General features: G+C 66.6%; 22 protein-coding genes and 1 pseudogene. 8 read left to right on the top strand and 15 right to left on the bottom strand.

Translation table 11 applies throughout. From position 1 onward, the window contains the following. The 3 genes from AC5Y5Z_RS18280 to AC5Y5Z_RS18270 all read right to left on the bottom strand — a co-directional run. Positions 1 to 1,037 (bottom strand): TIGR03857 family LLM class F420-dependent oxidoreductase (locus tag AC5Y5Z_RS18280; RefSeq protein ID WP_499926731.1); only part of this gene is annotated, 1,037 nt, incomplete at its 3' end. Continuing rightward, positions 1,030 to 2,127, bottom strand: a complete 1,098-nt coding sequence (locus AC5Y5Z_RS18275) for an alpha/beta hydrolase (RefSeq protein WP_463826538.1) — start codon at positions 2,125 to 2,127, stop codon at positions 1,030 to 1,032. The genes AC5Y5Z_RS18280 and AC5Y5Z_RS18275, both read right to left, overlap by 8 nt. A gap of 10 nt (positions 2,128 to 2,137) precedes the next feature. Then, a complete protein-coding gene (locus tag AC5Y5Z_RS18270; protein ID WP_499926729.1) occupies positions 2,138 to 3,745 on the bottom strand; it encodes a flavin-containing monooxygenase in 1,608 nt (535 codons plus the stop codon). Positions 3,746 to 3,911: 166 nt separating this feature from the next. On the opposite strand from AC5Y5Z_RS18270, the gene AC5Y5Z_RS18265 reads away from it, so the two are divergent. The 4 genes from AC5Y5Z_RS18265 to AC5Y5Z_RS18250 all read left to right on the top strand — a co-directional run bounded on the left by AC5Y5Z_RS18265 (position 3,912) and on the right by AC5Y5Z_RS18250 (position 7,880). Next, positions 3,912 to 4,922, top strand: a complete 1,011-nt coding sequence (locus tag AC5Y5Z_RS18265) for a Rieske 2Fe-2S domain-containing protein (protein WP_499926727.1) — start codon at positions 3,912 to 3,914, stop codon at positions 4,920 to 4,922. Then, entirely contained in the window at positions 4,919 to 5,539 is a 621-nt protein-coding gene (locus AC5Y5Z_RS18260; protein ID WP_499926725.1) for an isochorismatase family protein, read from the top strand. The genes AC5Y5Z_RS18265 and AC5Y5Z_RS18260 overlap by 4 nt, the downstream gene beginning before the upstream one ends. Beyond that, positions 5,536 to 6,156, top strand: coding sequence for a PaaI family thioesterase (locus AC5Y5Z_RS18255; protein WP_499926723.1), 621 nt, complete (start codon positions 5,536 to 5,538; stop codon positions 6,154 to 6,156). Before AC5Y5Z_RS18260 ends, AC5Y5Z_RS18255 begins: the two co-directional genes overlap by 4 nt. 77 nt (positions 6,157 to 6,233) lie before the next feature. Continuing rightward, on the top strand, positions 6,234 to 7,880 hold the full coding sequence (locus tag AC5Y5Z_RS18250) for an acyl-CoA synthetase (protein ID WP_499926721.1): 1,647 nt from the start codon (positions 6,234 to 6,236) through the stop codon (positions 7,878 to 7,880). Positions 7,881 to 7,971: 91 nt separating this feature from the next. Here AC5Y5Z_RS18250 and AC5Y5Z_RS18245 read toward each other — a convergent pair whose 3' ends face one another. Beyond that, complete coding sequence (locus tag AC5Y5Z_RS18245; RefSeq protein ID WP_499926719.1) at positions 7,972 to 8,841, bottom strand: SDR family oxidoreductase; 870 nt, start codon at positions 8,839 to 8,841, stop codon at positions 7,972 to 7,974. A 12-nt stretch (positions 8,842 to 8,853) separates the two neighbouring features. Further along, positions 8,854 to 9,882: an LLM class F420-dependent oxidoreductase gene (locus AC5Y5Z_RS18240; protein ID WP_499926717.1), complete on the bottom strand. Its 1,029-nt coding sequence runs from the start codon at positions 9,880 to 9,882 to the stop codon at positions 8,854 to 8,856. Between the two features lie 65 nt (positions 9,883 to 9,947). Between AC5Y5Z_RS18240 and AC5Y5Z_RS18235 the strand changes: the two genes are divergently transcribed. Further along, on the top strand, positions 9,948 to 10,337 hold the full coding sequence (locus AC5Y5Z_RS18235; protein WP_463826546.1) for a lipocalin-like domain-containing protein: 390 nt from the start codon (positions 9,948 to 9,950) through the stop codon (positions 10,335 to 10,337). Here AC5Y5Z_RS18235 and AC5Y5Z_RS18230 read toward each other — a convergent pair. Both AC5Y5Z_RS18230 and AC5Y5Z_RS18225 read right to left on the bottom strand, forming a co-directional pair. Further along, positions 10,334 to 11,539, bottom strand: coding sequence for a cytochrome P450 (locus tag AC5Y5Z_RS18230; RefSeq protein WP_499926715.1), 1,206 nt, complete (start codon positions 11,537 to 11,539; stop codon positions 10,334 to 10,336). The two genes, AC5Y5Z_RS18235 and AC5Y5Z_RS18230, sit on opposite strands and share 4 nt — an antisense overlap. Next, positions 11,536 to 11,829: pseudogene (locus AC5Y5Z_RS18225) on the bottom strand (coniferyl aldehyde dehydrogenase); the annotation flags it as partial. The pseudogene AC5Y5Z_RS18225 and the gene AC5Y5Z_RS18230, both read right to left, overlap by 4 nt. A 183-nt stretch (positions 11,830 to 12,012) precedes the next feature. Between AC5Y5Z_RS18225 and AC5Y5Z_RS18220 the strand changes: the two are divergent. After that, positions 12,013 to 13,158, top strand: a complete 1,146-nt coding sequence (locus AC5Y5Z_RS18220; protein WP_463826548.1) for a thiolase family protein — start codon at positions 12,013 to 12,015, stop codon at positions 13,156 to 13,158. Between the two features lie 34 nt (positions 13,159 to 13,192). On the opposite strand, the gene AC5Y5Z_RS18215 is transcribed toward AC5Y5Z_RS18220, so the two are convergent. Further along, on the bottom strand, positions 13,193 to 13,975 hold the full coding sequence (locus AC5Y5Z_RS18215) for a DUF1275 family protein (RefSeq protein ID WP_499926713.1): 783 nt from the start codon (positions 13,973 to 13,975) through the stop codon (positions 13,193 to 13,195). Positions 13,976 to 14,124: 149 nt separating this feature from the next. Here AC5Y5Z_RS18215 and AC5Y5Z_RS18210 point away from each other — a divergent pair, with 149 nt between their 5' ends. Next, the gene (locus tag AC5Y5Z_RS18210) at positions 14,125 to 15,192 is read left to right on the top strand and encodes a YihY/virulence factor BrkB family protein (protein ID WP_499926711.1); all 1,068 of its coding nucleotides are present in this window, start codon (positions 14,125 to 14,127) and stop codon (positions 15,190 to 15,192) included. 44 nt (positions 15,193 to 15,236) lie between these two features. After that, positions 15,237 to 15,485, top strand: coding sequence for a hypothetical protein (locus AC5Y5Z_RS18205; RefSeq protein ID WP_463826551.1), 249 nt, complete (start codon positions 15,237 to 15,239; stop codon positions 15,483 to 15,485). Between the two features lie 6 nt (positions 15,486 to 15,491). On the opposite strand, the gene AC5Y5Z_RS18200 is transcribed toward AC5Y5Z_RS18205, so the two are convergent. The 7 genes from AC5Y5Z_RS18200 to AC5Y5Z_RS18170 all read right to left on the bottom strand — a co-directional run bounded on the left by AC5Y5Z_RS18200 (position 15,492) and on the right by AC5Y5Z_RS18170 (position 23,371). Continuing rightward, the gene (locus tag AC5Y5Z_RS18200; RefSeq protein WP_463826552.1) at positions 15,492 to 16,685 is read right to left on the bottom strand and encodes an acyl-CoA dehydrogenase family protein; all 1,194 of its coding nucleotides are present in this window, start codon (positions 16,683 to 16,685) and stop codon (positions 15,492 to 15,494) included. Positions 16,686 to 16,689: 4 nt separating this feature from the next. Next, positions 16,690 to 17,727: an acyl-CoA dehydrogenase family protein gene (locus AC5Y5Z_RS18195; protein WP_499926708.1), complete on the bottom strand. Its 1,038-nt coding sequence runs from the start codon at positions 17,725 to 17,727 to the stop codon at positions 16,690 to 16,692. Further along, the gene (locus tag AC5Y5Z_RS18190; protein WP_463826800.1) at positions 17,714 to 18,484 is read right to left on the bottom strand and encodes an amidohydrolase family protein; all 771 of its coding nucleotides are present in this window, start codon (positions 18,482 to 18,484) and stop codon (positions 17,714 to 17,716) included. Before AC5Y5Z_RS18190 ends, AC5Y5Z_RS18195 begins: the two co-directional genes overlap by 14 nt. Before the next feature lie 77 nt (positions 18,485 to 18,561). Beyond that, positions 18,562 to 20,178, bottom strand: a complete 1,617-nt coding sequence (locus AC5Y5Z_RS18185; RefSeq protein ID WP_499926707.1) for an acyl-CoA synthetase — start codon at positions 20,176 to 20,178, stop codon at positions 18,562 to 18,564. Between the two features lie 8 nt (positions 20,179 to 20,186). Next, the gene (locus tag AC5Y5Z_RS18180; protein ID WP_463826555.1) at positions 20,187 to 21,398 is read right to left on the bottom strand and encodes an amidohydrolase family protein; all 1,212 of its coding nucleotides are present in this window, start codon (positions 21,396 to 21,398) and stop codon (positions 20,187 to 20,189) included. Positions 21,399 to 21,438: 40 nt separating this feature from the next. Continuing rightward, positions 21,439 to 22,317 carry an enoyl-CoA hydratase gene (locus AC5Y5Z_RS18175; protein ID WP_463826556.1) on the bottom strand — a complete coding sequence of 293 codons (879 nt, stop codon included), beginning with the start codon at positions 22,315 to 22,317 and terminating at the stop codon, positions 21,439 to 21,441. A gap of 136 nt (positions 22,318 to 22,453) precedes the next feature. After that, positions 22,454 to 23,371, bottom strand: a complete 918-nt coding sequence (locus AC5Y5Z_RS18170) for an alpha/beta hydrolase (protein WP_499926704.1) — start codon at positions 23,369 to 23,371, stop codon at positions 22,454 to 22,456. Positions 23,372 to 23,376: the final 5 nt, after the last annotated feature.

Genomic DNA, 23,376 nt, shown 5'->3' with positions numbered 1-23,376 from the left:
GCGGCCCGGTAGGCGGCCACGACGGGTTCCAGTTCGTCGGGTGTGGCGCCGTGCAGGATCACCGCGTCGGCGCCGTAGTCGAACTCGCGGCGAACCCGCTCGGCACACTGCTGCGCCGACCCGGTGGCCGACGGTTCCAGCCACTCCTCAGGAATCAGCGTCGCGATGTGCTCGATCTGCTCGGGCGTGGCTTTGTGGTCGATCCCGCCCGCGATCGACGTCACCACCGGGTCTTCGCGGAACCGTTGCAGCACAGCGGGATCCCACTTGTTGGTGTTCACCAGCAGGTCGCCGTAACCCTGCAGGTAGGTGGCAAGGCGGGCAACAGTCTTCTTCAGGCGCAGCTGCTCGGGCAGGTGGTCGCCGACCGTGGCGAAGCACGACCACACCCGCACACTGTCGGGGTCGCGGCCGGCCTTTTCCGCGGCCGTCTTCACCGTGGTGACGCAGCGCTGCAACGTTTCCGGGGTGAAGTAGGTGTGCAGGATGACGTCGTCGAACACCCGACCGCCCAGCGCCAGCGTGTTGGGACCGAACGCCACCAACGCCAACCGGATGTCCTCGTCGAAGTCCGGGTCGAGAAACAGAATGGGGTACTTGCCCATCGGGCCGTCGTGATTGAAGATCAGCTCGCCGTGCCACAGCCGGCGCATGACGTTCGCCCAGTCCTCCATCTGGGCGGTGGTCACCGCCGGGATGCCGAACGCCCCGTAGATCGCGGCGATGCCCCGGCCGATGCCCAGCGTGAAACGGCCGCCCGACAACCGGTGCATGGTCGTCGCCCACGAACCGGTGATCAGCGGATGACGGGTGTTGTGATTGGTTGCGGCGGTGGCGATCTGCATGCGGCTGGTCACTGCGCACGCCGCTCCCACCAGAGACGAGGCTTCCTTGACGTTCCATCGTTCGGAGATGAACGCGGTGCCGAAGCCGAGTTCCTCGCCCCGGCGGGCCTCGTCCATCAGGGTCGCGGGACCCTCTCCCCCCGCTCCGGCCAGCAGGTAGTAGCCCAACTCGTCGAGAACGCGATCACTCATCCGAACCCCTGACTTCGCGCAGGAACCGCTCCGAGACGGTCTGAACCCGGCGGGAGAACACGTGACTGACGTGTCCGCCGGCATACCAGTACAGTTGCCCGCCCCATCTCTCCTGTAACACCAGCGCCGGTTCCAGCATCGCCATCCGGTCATGCCGGGCGGCGACGATCAGCCGCCGGTGCGGCGGCGGGGCCGGGTCGGCCCGCAGCGGGTCGATCACCGACGTCAGCTGCGACACCACGTCGGATTGCAGCAACGTGCAGTAATCCCGGCGCGACGAACCCGACCTGCTCAGGTGCCGGGCGATCATCGAGTTCAACCCCAGGATCGGGGTGTACAACGCGACCGCGTCGATGTCGCGCTCGAGATGCGACACCAGTGCGGCCACCGGGCTGCCCATCGACACTCCGGCCACCACAACGGTGGTGGCTTGTTTGCGCACCCAGCGCAGCACCGCGCGGATTTCCGACACCGACCGCATCATGCCTGCGACATTGCCCAGCGGATCGGTGTCGGGATATGCCGGCCAATACCCGCGCCGGCAGCCGTGCCCGGGTTGAACGGGCATCGCCACGTTGTAGCCCAGGCCGCGGTGCACGCGGTCGATGCGCGACATCAACATGTCCTCCGCACCACCCTGACCGGCGCCATGGATCCAGATCAGCCATGGCCGCGGACCGTCACGGTGCCGGCACAGGTGCACCGCCGCCCGCGCGGCGCCCCCGAAGCCCTCGTCCACCAGCGTCTGCGGCAGTGCGGGGTCGTGCTCGAAGGTCATGCGCTCGTACGCCAGCCCTGCGATGCGGCGGCGTCGGACGGCGCGCACGTGCAGTGGCGCGGGCTCGGCGTGGGCTCCGTCGATGCCGAGCGCTGACAGCTCCTCGGCTGCCGCGGCGCACTCCTGCGCCGTCCGCACCGTCGTGGGCCTGCCGTCATTGAGCACCGAAAAGCCGGTCAGCACAAGCTCATCCAGGAACACCTCGCCGAAGGGGCGCACCCCGAACGGCTGCCCCCTGACCCCGGACACGGTGCGCGGCAGCAGCATGCCCAGTTCCCGGCTGATGCCCAGCCCGCGGGTTGCCAACGACACGACCAATCACCTACCTCAGCTTGAATCCGGCGTACCCGGTGGTCGCGACTTCGTCGCACCGCCGGCGGTATTCGGGGATGCCACCGGTGTAGCCCATGTACATCCGTTTCTTGCCGGGAACGTTGCCCCCGTTGTACCAGGAGCTGCAGGACGGGTGTACCAGCACCGTCGGAGCGACGAGCGCGGTGGCGTGCTCGATCCACTCTTGCTGGGCGGTGTCCAGCGCCTCGATGGTACGGATCCCGTTGCCCCGCAGATACGCGATGCAGTCCCCGATCCATTCGACGTGTTGTTCGAGCGCAGCCACGAAGTTGGTCGCTGCGCTGGGGCTGCCCGGGCCCTGGACGGTGAACAGATTGGGAAATCCGGCGACCGCCAACCCGAGGTAGGACAGCGGGCCTGCCTCGGCCCAGAATTCACCCAGCGACATGCCGTCGCGGCCGCGGACGTCGATGCGGCTCAACGCCCCGGTCATCGCGTCGAACCCGGTGGCATAGACGATCACGTCCAATTCGTGCTCTGCGCGGGCGGTGCGGATGCCGGTGGGGGTCACCTGCTGGATCGGGTCGTTGCGCAGGTCGACGAGGGTGACGTTGTCCCGGTTGAACGTCTCGTAATAGCCCTGGTCGATGATCGGCCGCTTGCAGGCGAACGGGTGTCGCGGCACCAGGGCGGCCGCGGTCTCGGGGTTTCGCACAATTCGGGCAACGGCTTCACCGTACAGTTGCGCGGCCATCTGGTTGGCCTCGATATCGAAAAAGACGTCGCTCCAGTTCAGCGCGCCCAGCACGCCGTTCTCCTCGATCGCGCGCAGCTGCTGCTCGCGGGTCGCTGACTTCAGCGGCGGGCTGGCCAGCATCTCCAGCAGCACCGAGAACGCGCTCAGCCGTGCCGCCCCGATCGGATGTTCGCGCTGCGCGGCTCGGATCTCGGCGTAGCGCGCCTTCATCTCGTCCAACTCCCCGGGTTCGAACCGGTGCACCTGCCACGGCAGCGTGTACGGTGCCGAACGCTGAAACACGGTGAGCTGCTTGGCTTCCTGCGCAACGACGGGAATGAGCTGCACTCCGGTGGAGCCGGTGCCGATCACACCGACCCGCTTACCACGCAGATCGAAGCCCTCGCGCGGCCAGCGGCTGGTGTACAGCGACGTCCCGGCGAAGGACGCCATCCCGGGGATATCGGGTTCCACAGGGACCGAGAGGATTCCGGACGCAGCGACCACGAACGGGACGGTGAGCGTTTCACCCGCCTTCGTGCGCACCTCCCACGCCGCGGCGTCCTCGTCGAAACGCATCGCGACCACCTCGGTGTTGAACGCGATGTCACGGCGCAGGTCGAGCTTGTCGGCGACGAAGTTCAGGTAGGCCTCGATCTCGGGCTGGGCCGGCATGGACTCCGTCCATACCCATTCCTGCTGAATCTCCTCGGAGAAGCTGTAGGAGTATTCGATGCTCTCGATGTCGCAGCGTGCCCCGGGATACCGGTTGAGCAGCCAGGTGCCGCCGACGTTCTCGGCCATCTCCAGCACCCGTGCCCGCACACCGAGCTGGCGCAGCCGGTGCAGCATGTACAGGCCGGAGAACCCGGCGCCGATCACCAGAACGTCAAGATCCACCCGTCACCTCCGGTCTGGCACAAGTCTTGAGCTGCCGAATCACCGGCTCCCCCGCAGGTCGTGACCAGACATAGAGCTCCTTGCCCGCGCCGGACGAATGGTGTCAAGTTGCTGAAATCTATACTGTAATAGATTAAGTATCAGCCCATAGTCGAAAGGCGCCGCCGTGCAGGTCCCTTTCACCTGGAAAGTCACCGGGTGGTTCATGGTCGGGTGGTCCCCGGAATTCCCGGTCGGCGAGGCTCGGCCGTTGCAGTACTTCGGTGAGGACCTGGTCGCCTACCGCGACGACTCCGGCGAACTGCACATCCTGGAAGCGCACTGCAAACATCTCGGCGCCCACCTCGGCCATGGCGGCAAGGTGGTCGGCGACTGCCTCCAGTGCCCGTTCCACGGGTGGCGCTGGGGCCCGGACGGCACCAACCGGTACATCCCCTACCAGCCGGAGCGGCCCAACCGCGCGCTGCGGCTGCAGGTCTACCCGGTGCGGGAGCAGTACGACTGCGTGTTCATCTGGCACCACCCGGACGGCAAAGAACCCCAGTGGGAAATGCCCGATATCTTCAAAAAGTTCCCGCAGTTCGAGACCGACCCGGCGGCCTACTACCGGGCGTACCCGGAGTTCTCCCGGCGCGCCGAACGCGAACCGGTGCATCCCCAGATCGTGGCCGAAAACGCCCCGGACAGCGCGCATTTCGAGTACGTGCACCACGCCACCGTCACGCCCCGGGTGTTGGACTGGAAGATCGTCGAGCACGAATGGCAGTTCACCGCGGGATGGCCGGACGCGAGCAGCGATGACCCGGACGCCCTGGCCCTGATCTTTCACAGCCACCTGTTCGGCCTCGGCGGGGCGATCAGCGTTTTCGAGGGCGCCCAGAACCATCGGCTGATCTTCACCTGCACGCCGGTCGACGACGAGCGTTCCGACCTGTTCTACTCGATCTGGTGGCCGCGCGTCCCCGGTGACGACGCCCCGGTGCCTGCGGGCAAGCTGCGCGAGCTGATCGAAAGGCAGTTCCTGTCCACCGTCTTCGACGACCTGGAAATCTGGCGGTACCAGAAATATGTGGAACGCCCGGCGCTGTCCAAGACCGACGCGAAAGGCTATATGGCACTGCGAAAATGGGCGACACAATTCTATGACGCGGCACCGGCAGTGGGCGCCCGGGGATGACGGACAAACTTGCCGGTCTCGTCGGACCCGGGCACACCGCAATCGTCACCCAGGAGTGCCAGGGTGCGGTCATCGGCCCGCACGCCGGACTGGCGATGCTCGCCGAGGAGGCCCGTCGCGTCGCACTGCCCAATATCGCGCGCCTGCTGCCCGCGGCCCGGGCGGCCGGCGTGCACGTCGTGCACTGCTTGGTGCACAAGCGTCCGGACGGGCTGGGCTCCAACCGCAACGCCAAGATCTTCACCCTCGGGCAGGGCCGGGTCGACATCACCCCGGGCACCCCGGGTGCGGCGCTGCTCCCCGAATTAGGGCCCGCGCCAACCGATCTGGTTCTTTGCCGCTGGCACGGGGTGGGCCCGATGGGTGGTACCGACCTGGACGCGGTGCTGCGCAACCTGGGGGTCAGCACGGTCGTGGTGGTCGGCGTCTCGCTCAACATCGCGATCCCCAACTTCGTCATGGACGCCGTCAACGCCGCATACCGGGTGGTGGTGCCCCGCGACGCAGTGGCCGGCATCCCGACCGAGTACGGCGAGGCCGTCATCGCCAATACGCTCTCGCTGCTGGCCACCGTCACCACCACCGAGGACCTGGTGCAGACCTGGACGGCGCAATGACCGAGACCGCATCCCCGGCCCGCGGGGGATTCCCCGATGTCAGACCCGTCGAAGACGCACCTGAGGAACTGGGTCCTTTCGCGGCCGCCCTGCGGCGGTTGCAGGATCTGACCGTCTCCACCCGCCCGGACAGCGCACTGTGGGCTGCCGCCGCCGGTCATATCGAGCAGGCGTGCGCGCTCCTGGACGGCCACCAGGTTCCCGAAGTCGACGCGGTGGCCGGTCGGGTGCTGAGCCTGCCCGGCCTGGGCCATCCCCTGCTGCCGCCCTGGAGCGTCACCGAATCCGGCCCGGACGGGGTGGTGATGCACGGACATTTCACCCAAGCCCACGTCGGCGGTAACAACGCGGTGCACGGCGGGATGATCCCGCTGCTGTACGACTGGTTGTTCGGCATGGTGGTCACCGCCGCCGAGATCCGGCCCACCCGCACCGCCTATCTGCACGTCGACTACCGCAAGATCACGCCGATCGGCGAGCCATTGACCGCTGCGGGGCGCATCAGCGAAGTCGACGGCCGCAAGGTTTTCATTGCCGCTACCATGACGGCGACCGACGGCACGGTGCTGACCGAAGCCAACGGGCTGATGGTCCGCCTGCTACCCCACCAGCCTTGAGGCGCGAGCAGACGCAGAATCGCACTGCGGCAAGCTCATCCGTGCGATTCTGCGTCTGCTCGGCAGAAAGGACACTCGTGCCCGAGACCGAATTCACCGTCCCCGCGGTCGTGGCGGCCGTCGCGGCCGCGATCCCGGACCGCGACCTGATAATTCAGGGCGACCGGCGGTTCAGCTACGCCCAGATCTCCGATCGCGCCAACCGCCTGGCCAACTATCTGCATTCGCGCGGACTGGGTTGCCACACCGAGCGCGCAGAGTTGGCCGGCCACGAAGCCGGGCAGGATCTGCTGGGCATCTACGCCTACAACGGCAACGAGTTCGTCGAATCGCTGCTCGGATCGTTCGCCGCCCGCGTCGCGCCGTTCAACGTGAACTTCCGCTATGTCCGGCAAGAACTGCAATACCTGTTGGCCGACGCCGGCGCCACCGCCCTGATCTACCACGCCGAGTTCGCGCCGCGGGTGGCAGAGATACTGCCCGATCTGCCCGGGCTGCGAGTGCTGATCCAGATCGCCGACGACTCGGGCAACGAATTGCTGGATGGCGCAGTCGATTACGAAGAGGCGCTGGCATCTGCCAGCCCCGAAGCCCCGCCCGTACAGCACTCGCCCGACGACCTCTATGTGCTCTACACCGGTGGCACGACGGGGATGCCCAAGGGTGTGCTGTGGCGTCAGGCCGACATCTTCATGACCTCCTTCGGTGGGCGCGACCTGGTCACCGGTCAACCGGTCGGCTCCGTCGAGGACGTTGTGGCGCGGGTGACGGCCGGCCCGGGTACCAGGCTGATGGTGTTGCCGCCGCTGATGCACGGCGCCGCGCAGTGGAGTGTGATGACGGCGCTGACCACCGGGCAGTCGGTGGTGTTTCCCGCAACCGTGCACCGACTGGATGCCGACGAGGTGGTCCGCACCATCGCACGCGAAGGGGTCCTGGCGGTCACGGTGGTCGGCGACGCGATCGCCAGACCGCTGGTCGCGGCGATCGAGAATGCGAACGTCGACCTGTCGTCGCTCGCCGTCGTTGCCAACGGCGGGGCGCTGCTGACGCCGTACGTCAAGCAACGGCTGATCGAGGTGCTGCCGAACGCCATCATCATCGACGGCGTCGGATCCTCGGAGACCGGCGCGCAGATGCACCACATGTCCATGTCGGGGGCGGTGTCGACCGGTACCTTCAATGCCGGGCCGGACACCTTCGTGGCCGCTGAGGATCTCGGCTCGATCCTGCCCCCGGGCCACGACGGGCTGGGCTGGCTGGCCCAACGCGGGTACGTTCCGCTGGGGTACAAAGGCGATGCGGTCAAGACCGCCGCGACCTTCCCGGTCATCGACAACGTGCGCTACGCGATTCCCGGTGACCGTGCCCGTCACCGCGACGACGGCCACATCGAGTTGCTGGGTCGCGACTCGGTGACCATCAACTCCGGCGGGGAGAAGATCTTCGCCGAAGAGGTCGAGACCGCGGTCGCCTCCCATCCCGCCGTGGCCGACGTGGTGGTCGCCGGACGTCCCAGCGAGCGGTGGGGCCAAGAGGTGGTGGCCGTAGTGGCGCTGGCTGACGGGGCCCGCGCCGATGCCGCCGAGTTGATCGCACATGCCGCAACGTCGTTGGCGCGCTACAAGCTTCCGAAATCGGTCGTGTTTCGCGATGTCATCCAGCGCAGCCCGTCGGGCAAGGCCGACTACCGGTGGGCGCGAGCCCAGGCCGAAGCGGGTTAGGCGGGCGCCGCCCGCCTTGGCTCTGCGTCCAGGGTGCAAGAGTGCGAGTGCGCCACACCCTCACCGCAGAATCAACGTGTTCGAGCGGTGGCTAGGCGTCCACTACACCGACCGCCGCCTCGGCCCGTCGCTCGTAGCAGGCCCGCGCCGCGTGATCGATGTCGTCGAGAAACAGGGTGTCCGCGCCGACTCGCTTGTTGAACCAGCGCCGGCCGCGCGCCCCGAGCATCGCCACCACCGGTCCGACGAACCGGGTCGGTTGCGGCAGCGCCACATGAGTGCGCGGCCTGTCCAGCGCGCCGACGATCGCCGCGGCCACCACCTCGGGCCGCACCGGTTTGCCGATACCGGCGGCGTTCGTCCCGGCGATCAGCTCGGTTTGGGTGAACGGCGGCAGCACCACTGTGACATCGACACCGCGGGAGGCGAATTCGTCGGCCATCGCGACGCTGAGTCCGACCACACCGAACTTGGTCGCCGCGTAGACCACCTGTCCGGGGATCGCCATCACGCCCGCCATCGAGGCGATGTTCACGATGTGCCCGCGCCGGCGTGCCACCATCTCGGGCAACACCAGCTGACAACCGTTGAGCACCCCGCAGAGGTTCACTTCGATGGCGGACCGCAACGCCTGCTGCGATTGCCCGATGAACGAACCTACCGGCATTACGCCGGCGTTGTTGACGAGCACGTCGATGCGGCCGCCGCTGTCGCCTCGTGCCCGGTCCAGGAACGCGGCGAACGACGCCCGATCGGAGACGTCGAGCAGGTGAGCGGAAAGCTGGCCCGCAGCACCAAGTTCCGTGACCGCGGCCGCCAGCGCCGCACCGTCGCGGTCGCCGATAACCACCCGCGCGCCGCGGGCCAATAGTGCTCTCGCGGTGGCGAATCCGATGCCGCGGGCGCCACCGGTGACGACGACCGTGCGGCCCCTGACCCTGTCTGTGCCCCTGTCCAACATGGCCGTACCTTTCTAGCGCAACTGCTCGAGGATCGACACGACCGTTGCCCGCGGCAGGACCGCCGGGAACGCCGGAAGCACCCGATCGACCGCGCCCTGGCAGCGCACGCGCAGCGCGGCGGCCAGTTCGCCGACGGGTGCAACCACGGCGAAAGCAGCCAGCATGTCGTCATCGATCAGCGTGCCCATCGCGTCCCATTCGCCCTGCCGCGACAGCCGGTGCAGTTCGGTGTGCAGATCGGCCCAGCCGTGCAGATCGAGCACGTTGCGGTAGGCCGGTGTGGAACCGTAGAACGCGAGCTGCTTTCTGACTCCCGCAGCGGCGTCGGATATTTCGGCCTCGGTGCGGCCGGTCACGACGAACACCGGACAGGACACGGCGACGTCACTCCGGTCGCGCCCGGCCCGGAGGAGCCCGTTGTTCAACGCCGGCAAGGTCACCTCGTCCAGATAGCGACGGGTGGTGAATGCATGGGCGATCACCCCGTCGGCGACCTCCCCGCACATCTCCGTCATCGCGGCACCGACAGCAGCCACGAACACCTGTGGCAGCGCACAGGTCAACGGTTCGGGGGTGAACATCGGCGTCATGATCTTGTGCGTGTAGAAGTCGCCCTCGAAACGCAGCCGGCCGCCACCCTGCCAACAGTTCCAAATGGCGCGCAACGCCATGACGAACTCGCGCATCCTGGCCACCGGCCGGCTCCACGGCATACTGAACCGCTTCTCGATGTGTGGCCGGACCTGGGTGCCGAGGCCAAGGACGAACCGGCCCGCCGAGAAGGACTGCAGGTCCCACGCGACGTTGGCGACCGTCATCGGGCTGCGCGCGAACGCCACCGCAATGCTGGTGCCCAGTTGAATTGTCGAGGTGTGTTCGGCGGCCAACAGCATGGGCAGGAACGGGTCGTGATTGATCTCCCCGGTCCAACCGCCGTCGTAGCCGCGGCTTTCCAATTCGGTCGCAGCCGAGGGTACGCGCGTCAGCTCCATGGGAATGCCCCCATCGATCTTGATCGCGCCACCGGCCGCGGCGATCATCGCCGCAGACGCCTACAGCCCATGAACGTGGACGGTACTGTAAATGATTCGGTAGGGTCAACCGGGTGGGCGAGCTGCATGCGGCATTGTTGGGTGGGTGGCGACTGGAATCGTTCGTCTCCCGCGACGAAGAAACCGGCGAACTGCGGCATCCGTTCGGCGAGCACCCGTGCGGGCTCATCCTCTACACCACCGACGGGCACATGTCCGCACAGCTGACGCCGGGTCCGGGTGCCGAATTCGTCTCTTACGGTGGACGATTCCACGTCGACGAGCAGGCGTCGACGGTGACCCACGAGGTCGTCATCGCGACCATGCCAGAGTTGTTGGAACAGCCTCAACTTCGGCACGCCCGCATCGACGGCGACCGGTTGACGCTGTCGGTGAGCCAGCGCTCGGCCCGGGGCAGGGCCATCCACAGCACCCTGGTCTGGCGTCGCGATCCCGGACCTTAGTCCAGCACCCGCACCGGCACATTGCTCCAGCCGGCGACGTTCTGCATGTTGACCCGTCGGCACCCCGACCAGTCGACTTCGTAGCGCGGCATGAAGTCCAGCATCCGGTCCAGCGCGATCACGCTTTCCAGCCGGGCCAGGGCCGCACCCAGGCAGCTGTGAATTCCGTAGCCGAGACCCAGATTCTGCGCCTGAGTGCGGTCACGGTCCAGGTCGAAGGTGTCCGCGTCGGTCCAGGCCGCCGGATCCCGGTTGGCCGACGCCCCGACCAGAAACACCGGTTTGCCGGCGGGAATCGTCACCCCGTGCAACGTCACATCGCGCATCGAGTGGCGCACGTTGTACTGCGATGGCGCCTCGTAACGCAGCAGTTCCTCGACCGCCAGCGGAATCTTGCTGCGGTCGTCCAACAGCTTCTGCCACTGATCCGGGTTGCGCGCGAACACCACTGCGGCGTTACCCAGCAACTTGGTCACCGTCTCTGCGCCGGCACCACCCAATAACGTTGCGAATTCGGTGATCTCGAGGTTGCTCAGCGGGGTCACCGCACCGTCGTCACGCTCGATCTGCGACTGGATCAGCTTACTCAACAGGTCGTCGGCCAGGTTCTCGCGGCGCGCTTTGATCATCCGGTAGTAGTAGATGGACATGTCGATGGCCGATTTGATGCCGGCCTCGCTCGCTTCGACCTGGCCTGGTTCGCGGTGCAGCAGGTCGTCGATCCAGAGCCGGATCTGTTGCCGGTCCGGTTCGGGCACACCTTGCAACGTCGTCATCACGTCCACCGGGAACAGTGCCGAGAAGTCCTGGACGAAGTCGAAACCGTTCCGGTTCACCGCGGCGAGATGCTTATCGATGGACTGGGTCACCAACGGACGGAATGCCTGGATGGCGCGTGGGGTGAAGACTTTGTTCAGCAGGCCGCGCATCCGGCGATGGGCCGGCGGATCCATCGCGATGATCGATCCGTGCTCGGCCACCTGACCGGTGCGCACCTGCGCCAGGTCGACCCCGTAGGCCGACGAATACGTCTGGTAGTCCTTGAACGCCGCCGCCACATCCGCGTGGCGGGTCAACGCGTAGAAGTCGTACTCGGCGCTGTAATAGACGGGCGCTTCCGCCCGCATCCGTCGGTAGATGTCGTAGGGATTGGTGAAGAAGTCTTCGGAGAACGGGTCGAACACCACCGTCGCCGTCGTCATGAACCCGCCCCCTGCCTGGACTGCGCCCTTTTGATACGGCGGCGAGTCCTGTTGCGCGCCAACCACAACTGCCCGTCGACATACCTCTTCATCGACCTGCGGAACGGTAGCGCCGAGCTGCTGGTGATGCTGAACGGCAGATCCGAACCGACCGCCGTGCGGTAGTGGGTGAAGGTGTCGAAACCGGCTGTGCCGTGGTAGGCCCCCATGCCGCTGCGGCCGACTCCCCCGAACGGTGCCGCCGAGGGAATCATCTGGGATCGGGTTCCGAAGTCGGCACTCATCGCCCCGACGAACGCGTCGGTGTTGTCCAGGACCAACGCCGTCAAGCGGTCGATGCGGTGCTTGCCCACGGGCGACCCCTTCTTGGTTGGCTACGCTTTCGGAACGATCAACGGTAACGGTTACAGTAGTATAGACAAGTCTGTCGTCATAGCGTTCCCTCCGATCGCGGCAGGAAGGGTGTTTGGGTAGTGCACGAGGTAGCCATCATCGGGGTTGGCCTGCACCCGTTCGGCCGGTTCGAGGGCAAGTCCGCGATGCAGATGGGTGTCGACGCCATCTTCGCCGCAATGGCCGACGCCGGTGTGCAGTGGGCCGATATTCAAGCCGCCACCGGTGGCAGCTGGACGGTGGCCAATCCGGACGCGATCGTCGGAATGGTCGGGCTGTCCGGGATACCGTTCACCAACGTTTTCAACGCGTGCGCCACCGCGGCCAGCGCCGCGAAGGCCTGTGCGGACGGAATTCGGTTAGGCGACTACGAGATTGGCCTCGCGGTCGGACTGGACAAGCACCCCAGGGGTGCGTTCACTGAGGATCCCGCGCTGGTCGGGATGCCGCGCTGGTACGCCGAGAACGGCCAGTACCTCACCACCCAGTTCTTCGGCATGAAAGCCAACCGCTACCTGCACGACCACGCCATCTCCCAGCGCACCCTGGCCAGGGTGGCCGCCAAGAACTTCCGCAACGGTGCGCTGAATCCGAATGCGTTCCGGCGCAAGCCGATCCTTGAGGACGACATCCTCAACTCGGCGATGCTGAACTATCCGTTGACCCAGTACATGTTCTGCGCGCCGGACGAGGGCGCCGCCGCGGTGGTGATGTGCCGCGCGGACATCGCCCACCGCTACACCGACAAGCCGGTGTACCTCAAGGCGGTCGAGGTTCGCACCCGCAAGTACGGTGCCTATGAGGTGAACACCACCTGCGCGCCGGTGCAGGAGGATGTTTCGCCGACGGTCTACGCGGCGCGCGCCGCGTTCGAGAAGGCGGGCGTGAGCCCGGCTGACGTGGACGTGATTCAGCTGCAGGACACCGACGCCGGTGCGGAGATCATCCATCTGGCCGAGTGCGGTTTCTGCGCTGACGGAGAGCAGGAGAAGCTGCTGGCCGACGGAGCCACCGAGATCGGCGGGCCGATGCCGGTCAACACCGACGGCGGCCTGATCGCCAACGGCGAACCGATCGGGGCCTCGGGGCTGCGCCAGATCCACGAGATCGTTCGCCAGTTACGCGGACAGGCGGGCGATCGTCAGGTTCCCGGCGATCCCAAGGTGGGCTTCGCCCAGTTGTACGGAGCGCCGGGCACCGCCGCCGCGAGCGTGCTCACCACGTAAGCCGTCCGCGCGGGCCGTCCGCGAGCCGCAAAGGTCAGGCGGGCACCAACACCGCCCGGCGCTCCCGGCCCTGCACCATGTTGGCCGCGGCGACCGCCACACAGATCGAGGCGGGGACGAGCAGCGCACACCCGCCGAGTTGAGCACCGATCAGGATCCCGGCGATACCACCGGACAGGAACAGCAACAGCGTCACGGTGAGGGTCACGATCTTCCACGTGTCGATGCCGTCCTGACGGCTGCGACCCAGCATCAGCCCGAGATCGGTGACGGTGCCGGTGAAGTGAGTGGTGCGGATGGCCATGCCGCGGAAGCTGGAGGTCAGCCCGTTCTGCAGGCCGAGGGCCGCTGCGGCCAGCAACGCTTGCACGGCAGTTTTCTCAAAACCCAGTCCGACCAGGTGCACCTTCACCGCATTGATTTGCAGTGCGTCCGAGCCAGGGGTGTCGGACGGAAACGCCGCCGCGGCGAGTAGCAGCAACACCGCCTGCGCCGACAGGATCAGGGCATGCCGGCTGGCCAGCGGGGCCCGAACCGATGCCAACAGCGCACCGGCGACGGCCGCCCCCACCAGGAAGCCCAGCAGGATGGCGGTCAGCACGTGGCTCTCGTATCGCCACGGGTGGGCGGTGTCCATGCCGAGCTGGGTGGTGACCCCGGTGAGGTTGCCGACCGGCACCGCCAGCACCAGCAGCGCCACCGCATTCACCGAACCCGCGTTGAACGCCAGCAATCCGCTGTAGGCGAGTACCCGGCCCCGAGGGTGCATCCAATCGAATCGACGCGGCCGAACTTCGGGGAAGCCGTTGAGGGTCATTCGTGATTTCTCCAGGTCTGCTCGGCCGAGATGCTGTGTGCGTTGACCCCATGTTGGTCGGGCGGCTTTGGAGGATTCTCAACGAATTCTTGGCATCGACGGGGGCCGCCGCGGGGTGTGAATCAGTGCGCCGGCGGGAACCGGAAGATATGGCCCGATCCGACACCGACGATGCGCCGAGCGCCGAACGCAAACGGGCGCTCGATCCCGACGATCCGAGCAAGCCGCAATCGCCGGACGACCTGACCAAGGCCTCGTGGCTGTTCGTGCTGCGTAAGACCGGGTACGAGTTCCGCAAAGACCAATGCCTGGATCTGGCGGCCGCACTCACCTACTACGCCGTGTTGTCGGTTTTTCCGGCGTTACTGGTGATGGTCTCGCTGCTCGGCGTCTTCGGTGAGGGACGCCGCACCACCGACGCGCTGCTCGAGGTGGTCGCGGGCCTGGCCCCCGCGTCGGCGGTCGACATGTTGCGTCAACCCATCGCGCAGGTGGTCGACAACCCGTCCGCCGGTTTCGCGCTGATCATCAGCGCACTCGCGGCGCTGTGGTCGGCGTCGGGATATGTCGGTGCGTTCGGTCGGGCGATGAACCGCGTGTACGAGATCGCCGAGGGGCGCCCGGTGTGGAAGTTGCGGCCGCTGCAGTTGGTACTGACGTTGGCGGGCCTGGTGCTGGCCGCGGCGGTGGCCGTCATGCTCGTGGTCAGCGGGCCGGTCACCGAGGCGGTGGGCAACGCGACCGGGTTGGGAAGTGCCGCGCAGACCGCCTGGGCCGTCCTGAAATGGCCGGCGATGCTGGCGATCGTGACGCTGGTAGTCGCGATCCTCTACTACGCGACACCCAATGTGCAGCAACCGAAGTTTCGCTGGCTCAGCATCGGCGCGGGGGTCGCGATCGTGGTGTGGTCCGCCGCTTCCGTCGGATTCGGTTGCTACGTAAGCCGTTTCGGCAGCTACGACCGGACCTATGGCGCGCTGGGCGGCGTCATCGTGTTCCTGCTCTGGCTGTGGATCACCAACCTGGCGCTGTTGTTCGGCGCCGAACTCGACGCCGAACTGGAGCGGGGCCGGCAACTGCAGGCCGGCATCGCCGCCGAGCGCGAACTGCAGTTGCCACCGCGCGACACCCGCGTCGTCGAAAAGAACGAGGCCGCCGAGGAAAAGGACATCAAACGCGGCCGGTGGTTACGCCGTACCCGGGGCAGACGCGACTGAGCCCTACTCAGTCGGCATCCGACCCATCGACTAGCGTCGGGAACATGGCTGAAATCTCCGGAAACGACCGAATCGATGACGTCTCCCCCGGCGATCTCATTGCGCTCGTGCGCGCTACGGGTGAGCAGACGTGCAAAGTGGTGTTCAAGGACGCCACCGATGAGGGATACGTCGTCACGCTCGAGGGCGACAGCGGTGAAACCTTCCAGCTCGAACTGGCGGCGGGCACCACGGTCAAGAGATCGCTGGCCGCGAAGTGGGAGTCTCCGCAGAGTCCGACCTCGCACGCCTGAGGGACCTCAGGACACCTTGGTGGCCGGCGGCGAATAGTTCGGCTTGCCGAGTCCCAGCACGTGCTGGGCGATCATGTTGCGGAACACCTCCAACGTGCCGCCGTAGATCCCGGCCAGCGGGGCGAATCGGTAGAGATATTCGGACGTCCCGTTGTCGGCGGCGCCGTCGGTCTCGATCGGCAGTACCGAGGCGGGACCGGCGATGTCCATCAGATCGGTTCCGATGTCACGCATGGTCTGCGCCTGCGCGACCCGGCCGAAGATACCCGGTGTCGACAGCGCCGCTTCCAGCCGGGCGGCGCTACGCCCGAGCCGGAAGGCCACCGATCCGTCGTCCACCCGGCGGGACCCGTCCGGTCCCGGTTGGCCTACCCGGGCCGCGACAGCGTCGACCGCGGCGGACATGAACCCGCTCTGGTGCGCCATGATCGCGACGTCCTGCAGCCCGTCCGGCGCCGCCGACACCGCTCCGTGCTCGGCATCCAACGGTCCGCGCAACACGGTCCAGCCGCCGTTGACCTCACCGAGCAGGTATTTGTCGTCGACCCGGACATCGCTGTAGTACACGATGTTGGTCCGGTCTCCGTCGACGGTGCGGATGCCCTGGATTTCAATGCCCGGCAGGTCGAGCGGCACCAGAAACATGGTCAGGCTCTTGTGTTTCCGCGCGTCCGGGTCGGTATTGGTGATCAGGAACACGTACTGGCAGTTGTGCGCGCCGGTGGTGAACATCTTGGACCCGTTAATGACCCATTGATCGCCGTCCCGCACCGCGCGCGTCTTGCACGTGGCGACGTCGGATCCGCCTTCGGGTTCGGTGTAGCCCAGGCACATCCGCACTTCTCCGCTGAAGACCTTGGGCATCACCTCTTCGACGAGTTCGGGTTTTCCGAACGCCGCGACTGCCCGCGCCACCATCGCGGTGGTCCCCCACGTCACCCACGGCGTATGCACCCGGCGCTTCTCCAGCTCCCAGATGCGTCGCCGCACCCGGCTGAAGCCACCCTGGGTAGACGGCGTCCACTCCTTTTCCAGGTAACCGGCGGCTCCGATCGCCAGGTGGACGCCTTCGTCGAAGTTGTCACCGGTGTCGCGGTCGCGGCGGCGAACCTCGTCGGTGACATGCTCGGCGAGAAAGTTACGCACCTCGGCCAGGAATGCTTTGTCGTCGTCGTCCAGTTCAACCAATGCGAAATCCATTGTTCTAGGCGCTCTCTCGCTCAGCGACGAGCACACCGACATGCTTGGCCGCCAAGCCGGGATCGCCACCGGCCAGCGCCCAGCCCCTTGCCCGGACCAGATACGCTGTTGCCGCGGCCTCGACGGAGACCCCGAGCCCGCCCTGGATGTGTACCGCCATGGTCGCCGCCTTGGGCGCCTCCTCAGCCATGAACACGAACGCGCACCCGGGCAGTTCCGGACGCACCTCGGGCTCGTTGTCCAGGTACCAGGCGGCACGCCGGGCCAGGTTGCGGCCACCCTGCACGACGATCGCCATGTTGGCCAGTGAATGGGAGATGGCCTGCAGCGTCGAGATCGGCACGCCGAGCGTGTAGCGCGACTTGGCAAATTCCGCGGCGATCGTCATGGTCTGCTCGATCAGGCCGGTCAGGGCCGCGGCGGTCAACACCCGCCACTCGTCGACCGCGCGCCGGTAGGCTGCGACCGCCTCCGGGCCCGAACCCAGTACCGTGCGCGAATCGGCCGCACCGGGGTCCACCCAGCCCATCGGCAACTGTCCCAGGTTGGGCACCCGCGCGGGCCGGGTGGCGAATTCGAGTAGCACCACCTCGTCCCCGTCGGCGACTACCAGCGCGTCGGCGATAGCCGCAGAGGCGATAAGTCGTTGCTCTGCAACGGTTTCCGACGTCACGTCCAGCCCGATGATCCGGCTGCCCTCGACTGCATCACCCTCGACCGCGCCGAGGCGTTCGGCCAGCCGCACGGCACAGACGTGGTCGATCCAGGGCACCGGCGCCAGCGCCCGGCCCAGTTCCTCGGCGACCAGCGCGAGGTCCACCAGCGTCGCACCGTCCCCACCGGCGTCCTCCCCCACCGCCATCGACGTGGCACCCATGGCGCACAACCGCTCCCATAGGCTTTTTTCGAACCCGGTTTCCTGTGCGGCCCAGACTGTTTCGATCGGGCAGTGGGTGTCCAGCAACTGCCGGTAGGCGGCCTGTAGCGCCTTATGGTCGTCGGTCAGGCTGTAGTCAACCCGGCGCAGTTCATAGCGGTCCATCGGCACTCCTGAAAAAGAACTCGTTGGCGTTGTTGTAGAGGTAGTTGTCCAGCACATCCGCGGGAAGGTCGAGGGCGTTGGCCTCCGGCACCACCCGGTGCTGACGCAGCACCGGCCAGTCGGAGGCGAAGATGACCTTGTCCCGTCCCCGGGTGCGCATGAAGTGGATAAGGCTGTCCGGCAACCGCTTCGGGGACCAGGCCGACGTCATCAGCCGCAAGTTGCGATACTTGATCAACATCCGGATCGCCACGTCCCACCAGGGATCGGCACCGTGGATCATGCACAGCTTCAATTCCGGGAACCGCACGCACACCCGGTCCAGGTGGATCGGGTTCTGCACCTCGCCGGGGATCGGCGGGCCCGGTAGGCCCGTGTTGACGCACAACGGCAACTCGATCTCGGCGCATTTGGCGTACAGCGGATAGTAGACCGCGTCGCTGGGCGGGTACTGGCCGTCGGCCCAGAAGCTCGGTCCCACAACGGTGTAGGCGACCGGAAGGTCCGCCACCATCGCGGTCAGCTCCCGCAATGACGCCACCGGGCGCAGCAGGTTGACCCCGCCCAAGGCCAGTGCGAACCGGTCCGGGCGGTCTGCGGCGAACTTGCGGGCGGTGATCGAGGGCTTGGCGAGGTTGTCCATCAGGATCGCCTTGCGCACCCCGTGCTCGTCCATCTCGTCGAGTAGTTCGGCGAGATCCACCGGGTCGAACATCGACGCGGGTCCCTTGAAGTAGTCGTCGCGGACCCGCTTCATGAATTCCGGCTGCTTCTCGGTCTCACCGAAGTGCACGTTGACCAGGCAGTCGATGACTCGGCGGGCGTTTGATGACGTCACTGGCCGGTCCTCGCGGTCTGTGCGGCTTCGCTCTTGGCCCACCGGTAGTCGGCTTTGCCATTGCCCAGCCGGCGCACCCTGTCCACCGCGACGAACGCCTTGGGCACCTTGAACCTGGCCAGCTCCGCCGCGCAGTGCGCACGCAACGCATCGCTGTCTGGCTGGGCATCCGCCCGCAACTCGACCAGGGCCACCACTTCCTGGCCCCACCGTTCGCTGTCCCGCCCCACCACCAGTGCATCGGCGACAGCAGCGTGCGCGCGCAGCACCTCCTCGACCTCTTCGACGAACACCTTCTCGCCACCGGTGTTGACCACCAACGAATCCCGGCCGAACAGGCGCAGCGTGCCGTCAGCGTCCACCGATGCACGGTCCCCCGAGATGACCACCCGCTGCCCGTTCACCACCGGGAATGTCTTGGTGGTCGCGGCCTCGTCGTCGAAGTAGCCCAACGGAATACGACCGCTGCGGGCCACCCAGCCGATCTGCGAGTCGCCCGGGTCCAGGAATCGGCGGTAGTCCTCCGAGAGCACCAGACCACCGGGGCGGATGGCGAAGGTGTCGGCCTGGGTGCCCGACCGGCTGTGCCCGTAACCCATGTTGCCCGTCTCCGAAGAACCGTAGCCGTTGATAATCGTGATGTGCGGCAAGTACTTCAGCAGCGCCTGCTGATGTTTGACATTGGTGGCCGCCCCGCCGGTGCCGATGGCGAACAGAGCGGACAGGTCGTAGTCGCGGCGGCCCAGTTCGTCGACCAGGGGTGCGGCGTAGGCATCGCCCACCATCGTCATCAGGCCGACCTTCTCCCGCTCGGCGGTCTCGAGCACCGTTGCCGGGTCGAACTTCTGGCGGGTGTCATACAGCACGACGGTCTGCCCGTTCAGCACCGCCGAGAACGCCGTCCACAATCCGGCGGCGTGCATCAGCGGCGACACCGCGAACCACGGCGCGCCGGCGTTCTGTACCCGCTGGCGGATCTCGGTGACGTCCGCGTGGTCGGCGCCGTTCATCGAGGCCACGTACATGTCGGCCTGTCGCCACAACACACCCTTGGGTCGCCCCGTGGTGCCGCCGGTGCAGATCATCAGCAGGTCGTCCGGTGACGGCGTATTGGAATGATCGCAATCGCCTTGTGCCACGGCATCTTCCAGCGTGACGGCAGCGGCCAGCTCGGAGCCGTCGCTACCGTCGTCGACCGAGATCAACAGATCGATCCCTGCCAGCACATCGGCGAACTTCGCACCCAGCGCGCGGTGGTAGATCACACCCCGCGGCTTGACGTAGTCAAGCAGGTCGGCGACTTCGCGCGGGGTGTAGTAGTGATTGACGTTGACCGGCACCACCCGCGCCTTCAGACAGGCGATCACCATGTCGGGGTACAGGTCGTTGTGCATGATCAATGCCACCCGGTCCTGTCCGCACTCCCAGTTGCCCAGCGCGTCACGCTCGGCATGAGCGCCGAAACCGTTGTCCGCCAGATAGTTAGCGAGACGACGGGTGCGCTCCGCGGATTGCGCGAAGGTGCTGCGGCGGGAGCCACAGATCGTCATCAACCGGTCCGGCACGGCCTCGGCGACCGCATCGAGCACCGCTCCGATCGTCCATTCGCTCATCAGGCGTGTTACACCGACGCCGGGACGTTCGCGTTCAGCAAGTCAAGTGCGTTGTCGCGCATGACTTTGCGGGTGTCCTCTGCACTGAACTCCGGGAACTGCGGGATGTCGGCGGTGAAGGCCATCGGGTCGGCCAGCCCCTCCCCGTGCGGCCAGTCCGAGCCGAACAGGATCTTGTCCACACCGATCGTCTCGGCGAGCAGTTTGACGTCGTCCTCGTAGTACGGTGCGATCCAGACGTTGTTGCGCAGTTGCTCCACCGGGTCTTCCTTGAAGTGGTACGGCGCGGTGTTGGCAGCCTTCTTCAGGCGCTTGATCAGCCGGTAGACGAAGTACGAACCGTTCTCGATGCTGGCGACCTTCAACTTGGGATGACGGGTGAAGACCTGGTGCACGATCATCGACGCCATCGTGTCGTGGATCGCCCGATCGTCGAGCAGCACCTGATCCAACGGGTCCTTCTTGCCGAAACCCTCGAAAGTGGCCTTGCCGCCCCACAGCGCATTGATCGCCAGGTAGCCGCTGTCGCTGAGGTGGAACCCGACCGGGACGCCCGCTTCGGCGAGCCGCGCCCACACCGGATCGTGCAGCGGATCCCCCAGTGAGCGGGGCTTGACCAGGCCGGGCACCGGAGCGGGCCGGACCAGCACCATCCTGGCGCCCTTACCGAGTACGAAATCGACTTCCTCGACCGCCTTTTCGGGATCGGCCAGCGAGATGATCGGCGCCGAGATGATCCGGTGATCGGGCCGGTCGAAACCCCAGTCGTCGTCCAGCCACAGGTTGAAGGCCCGCACCGATGCCATCGTTGCCGGGATGTCGTGTTTGAGGGCCTCCTCCACCCCACACGCGAAAGTCGGCAGCATGAACACGGTTTCGAGGTTCTGGTTGTCCATCACCTTGATCCGGGCGTCCCGGTTCTGGTACTCGGGATGGTTGGCCATCCGATCCACCTTCATCAACGAGGCGGGGTCGACGCCCTCGGGGATTTCGCCACGGAACAACAGATCCAGGCAGCCCGGTTCGATGATCGGATCGAAGGTCGGGTTCGGGATGAACTGGTTGATCCGCTCGCCGATCACCGCCCAGGTGCGCTTGCCGTCGCTGAGCATCTGCACACCGCGGCGCTTGAATTCCTTGGGCAGGTAGCGGGTGAACGAGTCGATCGGCTCGTAGTAGTGATTGTCGACGTCAATCGCCTGGTAGTCCAACGTGCTCATCGTCGACGTCCTCCCTTGTCCTCGAAGTCATTGGTTCCCCTCATGTGTCGCCACCTTCGGGGACCTCCTGGGGCGACGGCAGCGACGGGAAGTTCGGTGCGCGCTTTTCGAAGAACGCGGTGATGCCCTCGATGAAATCGGGGCGTGTCATGGACTCGTGCATCAGCTGCTCGGCTCTGTTGCTGGTCTCGACGATGGGCAGGCCCGCGTCGGCGTAGAGCTGCTGTTTCATCGCGGCCAGCGAACTGGGCGCGCAATTGCGGGCCATGTCTTCGGCGTAGGCCAGCGCGCGGTCCAGCAACTGCTCGCGGGCCACCACCTCCTTGACCAGTCCGAGCTCGGCCGCTTCCTCGGCGAGGAAGGTCCGGCCGGACAGCAGCAGGTCGGTGGCCGCACCCCAGCCGACCAGTCGCGGCAGAATCCAGGAGATGCCGTACTCGGCGACCAGCCCGCGGCGGGCGAACGCCGTGGTGAACTTCGCACCCGCGGCGGCGAAACGGACGTCGGCCATCAGGGCCAGCGACAGTCCGATGCCGGCAACCGACCCGTTGATCGCCGCGATCACCGGCTTGCGCAGCTGGGTGAGGAAATACGGGTGTTTCTCGGCGACCAACGCACTGATATCGGTCTTACTCGCGGAGCCGACCGTCGTCGACGAGATCGAATCGAGGCCACCCATGTCCGCCCCGGCGCAGAACGCCCGCCCGTTGCCGGTCAGCACGATGACCCGAACGGCCGGGTCGGCTTCCGCGGCTTCGAAATAGCGGTAGAACATCGACATCATCGGCTGGCCCCAGGCGTTCATCCGCTTCGGCTGGTTGAGCGTGATGACGGCTACGCCGGCAGCGGAGATCCGGTAGAGCACCGCCTCGCTCGACGCGGTCGGCCGCTCCGCGACCACGCTGCCGTCGGTGCTCATTCGGAGCCATCCCTTCATCGTCTGCCGGCCGCCCCAGGATGACCGATTAGTACATACTGTATACCTATCGGTACATCTTTCTGCAACGTGGCTCCCGGGCGGCATCCGGCCGTCAAATGCCTGATCAGCGGCCCGCTCACCCGACCTCGGCGGACCTCGCAGCGACCGGTCCCAGCACCCTGGTCAAGAAGCCGATCTGGTCTCTCGAGGCCTGCTCGAACCACGGGTGGCCCGGCCACACGTCGAAGTGGTCGCACGGGTAGTGATGCACCTGCGCCCGACCGTGCACGGCGGTGCGCGCGACCGAGGCAGCGGGCACGAAGCGGTCGAAGTCGGCGATCTGGATCAGCAGCTCGGACCGCAGCCGCTTGGCTGCGGCCTTGGTCCTGATCTTGGCCAGCTCGAATCCGACGGCGGAATCCACCTCGTTGCGCCAGGACGGTCCGGCGATCGACAGGTAGTTCTCGTACGCCCCGTCCAGGGACAGCGCACCATGCTCGCCCGGGCGCGACGTCAGTTTCATCCACACGGGTGGCCGTCCGCGCGCCACGGCCCAACGGCTGCGGGCACCATCGACGGTCGCCCGCAGGGCCGTTGTGAGGGTGTATTGCTTGAGCACCGCACGGCTGGTGGCCAGCGGATCGGTCAGCGGCGTCATCGCGATCACGGCGGCGATGTCGTCGCGACCGGCAGCGACCCGCAGCACCTGCCCGCCTGACATCGATACCCCCCACAGCACCACCTTTTCAGGGTTCACGTCGGGCAGCGTCTTGGCGAACTCGACGGCCGCTGCGTAGTCCTGCTCCTGCCGTTCGATCGAAATAGACTGCCGCGGCTGCCCTTCGGATCCGCCGAAGCCCCGGTAGTCGAAGGCCAGCACGTCGAAGCCGGCGCCGCTGAGCTTTTCCGCAAAGGGTTGCAGACCCGAGTCCTTGGTTCCGCCGAACCCGTGTGCCATCACCACCACCGGGCGCCCGGCGGCGGCATCGCCGGTGAAATGCCATGCGCTGCAGGCTGATCCGTGTGACTGGAAGGCCAGTTCCTGATAGCTCATGTCGT

The sequence above is a fragment of the Mycobacterium sp. NGS29 genome, from assembly GCF_059812965.1.
This window is presented reverse-complemented; position numbering and strand designations above follow the sequence as displayed.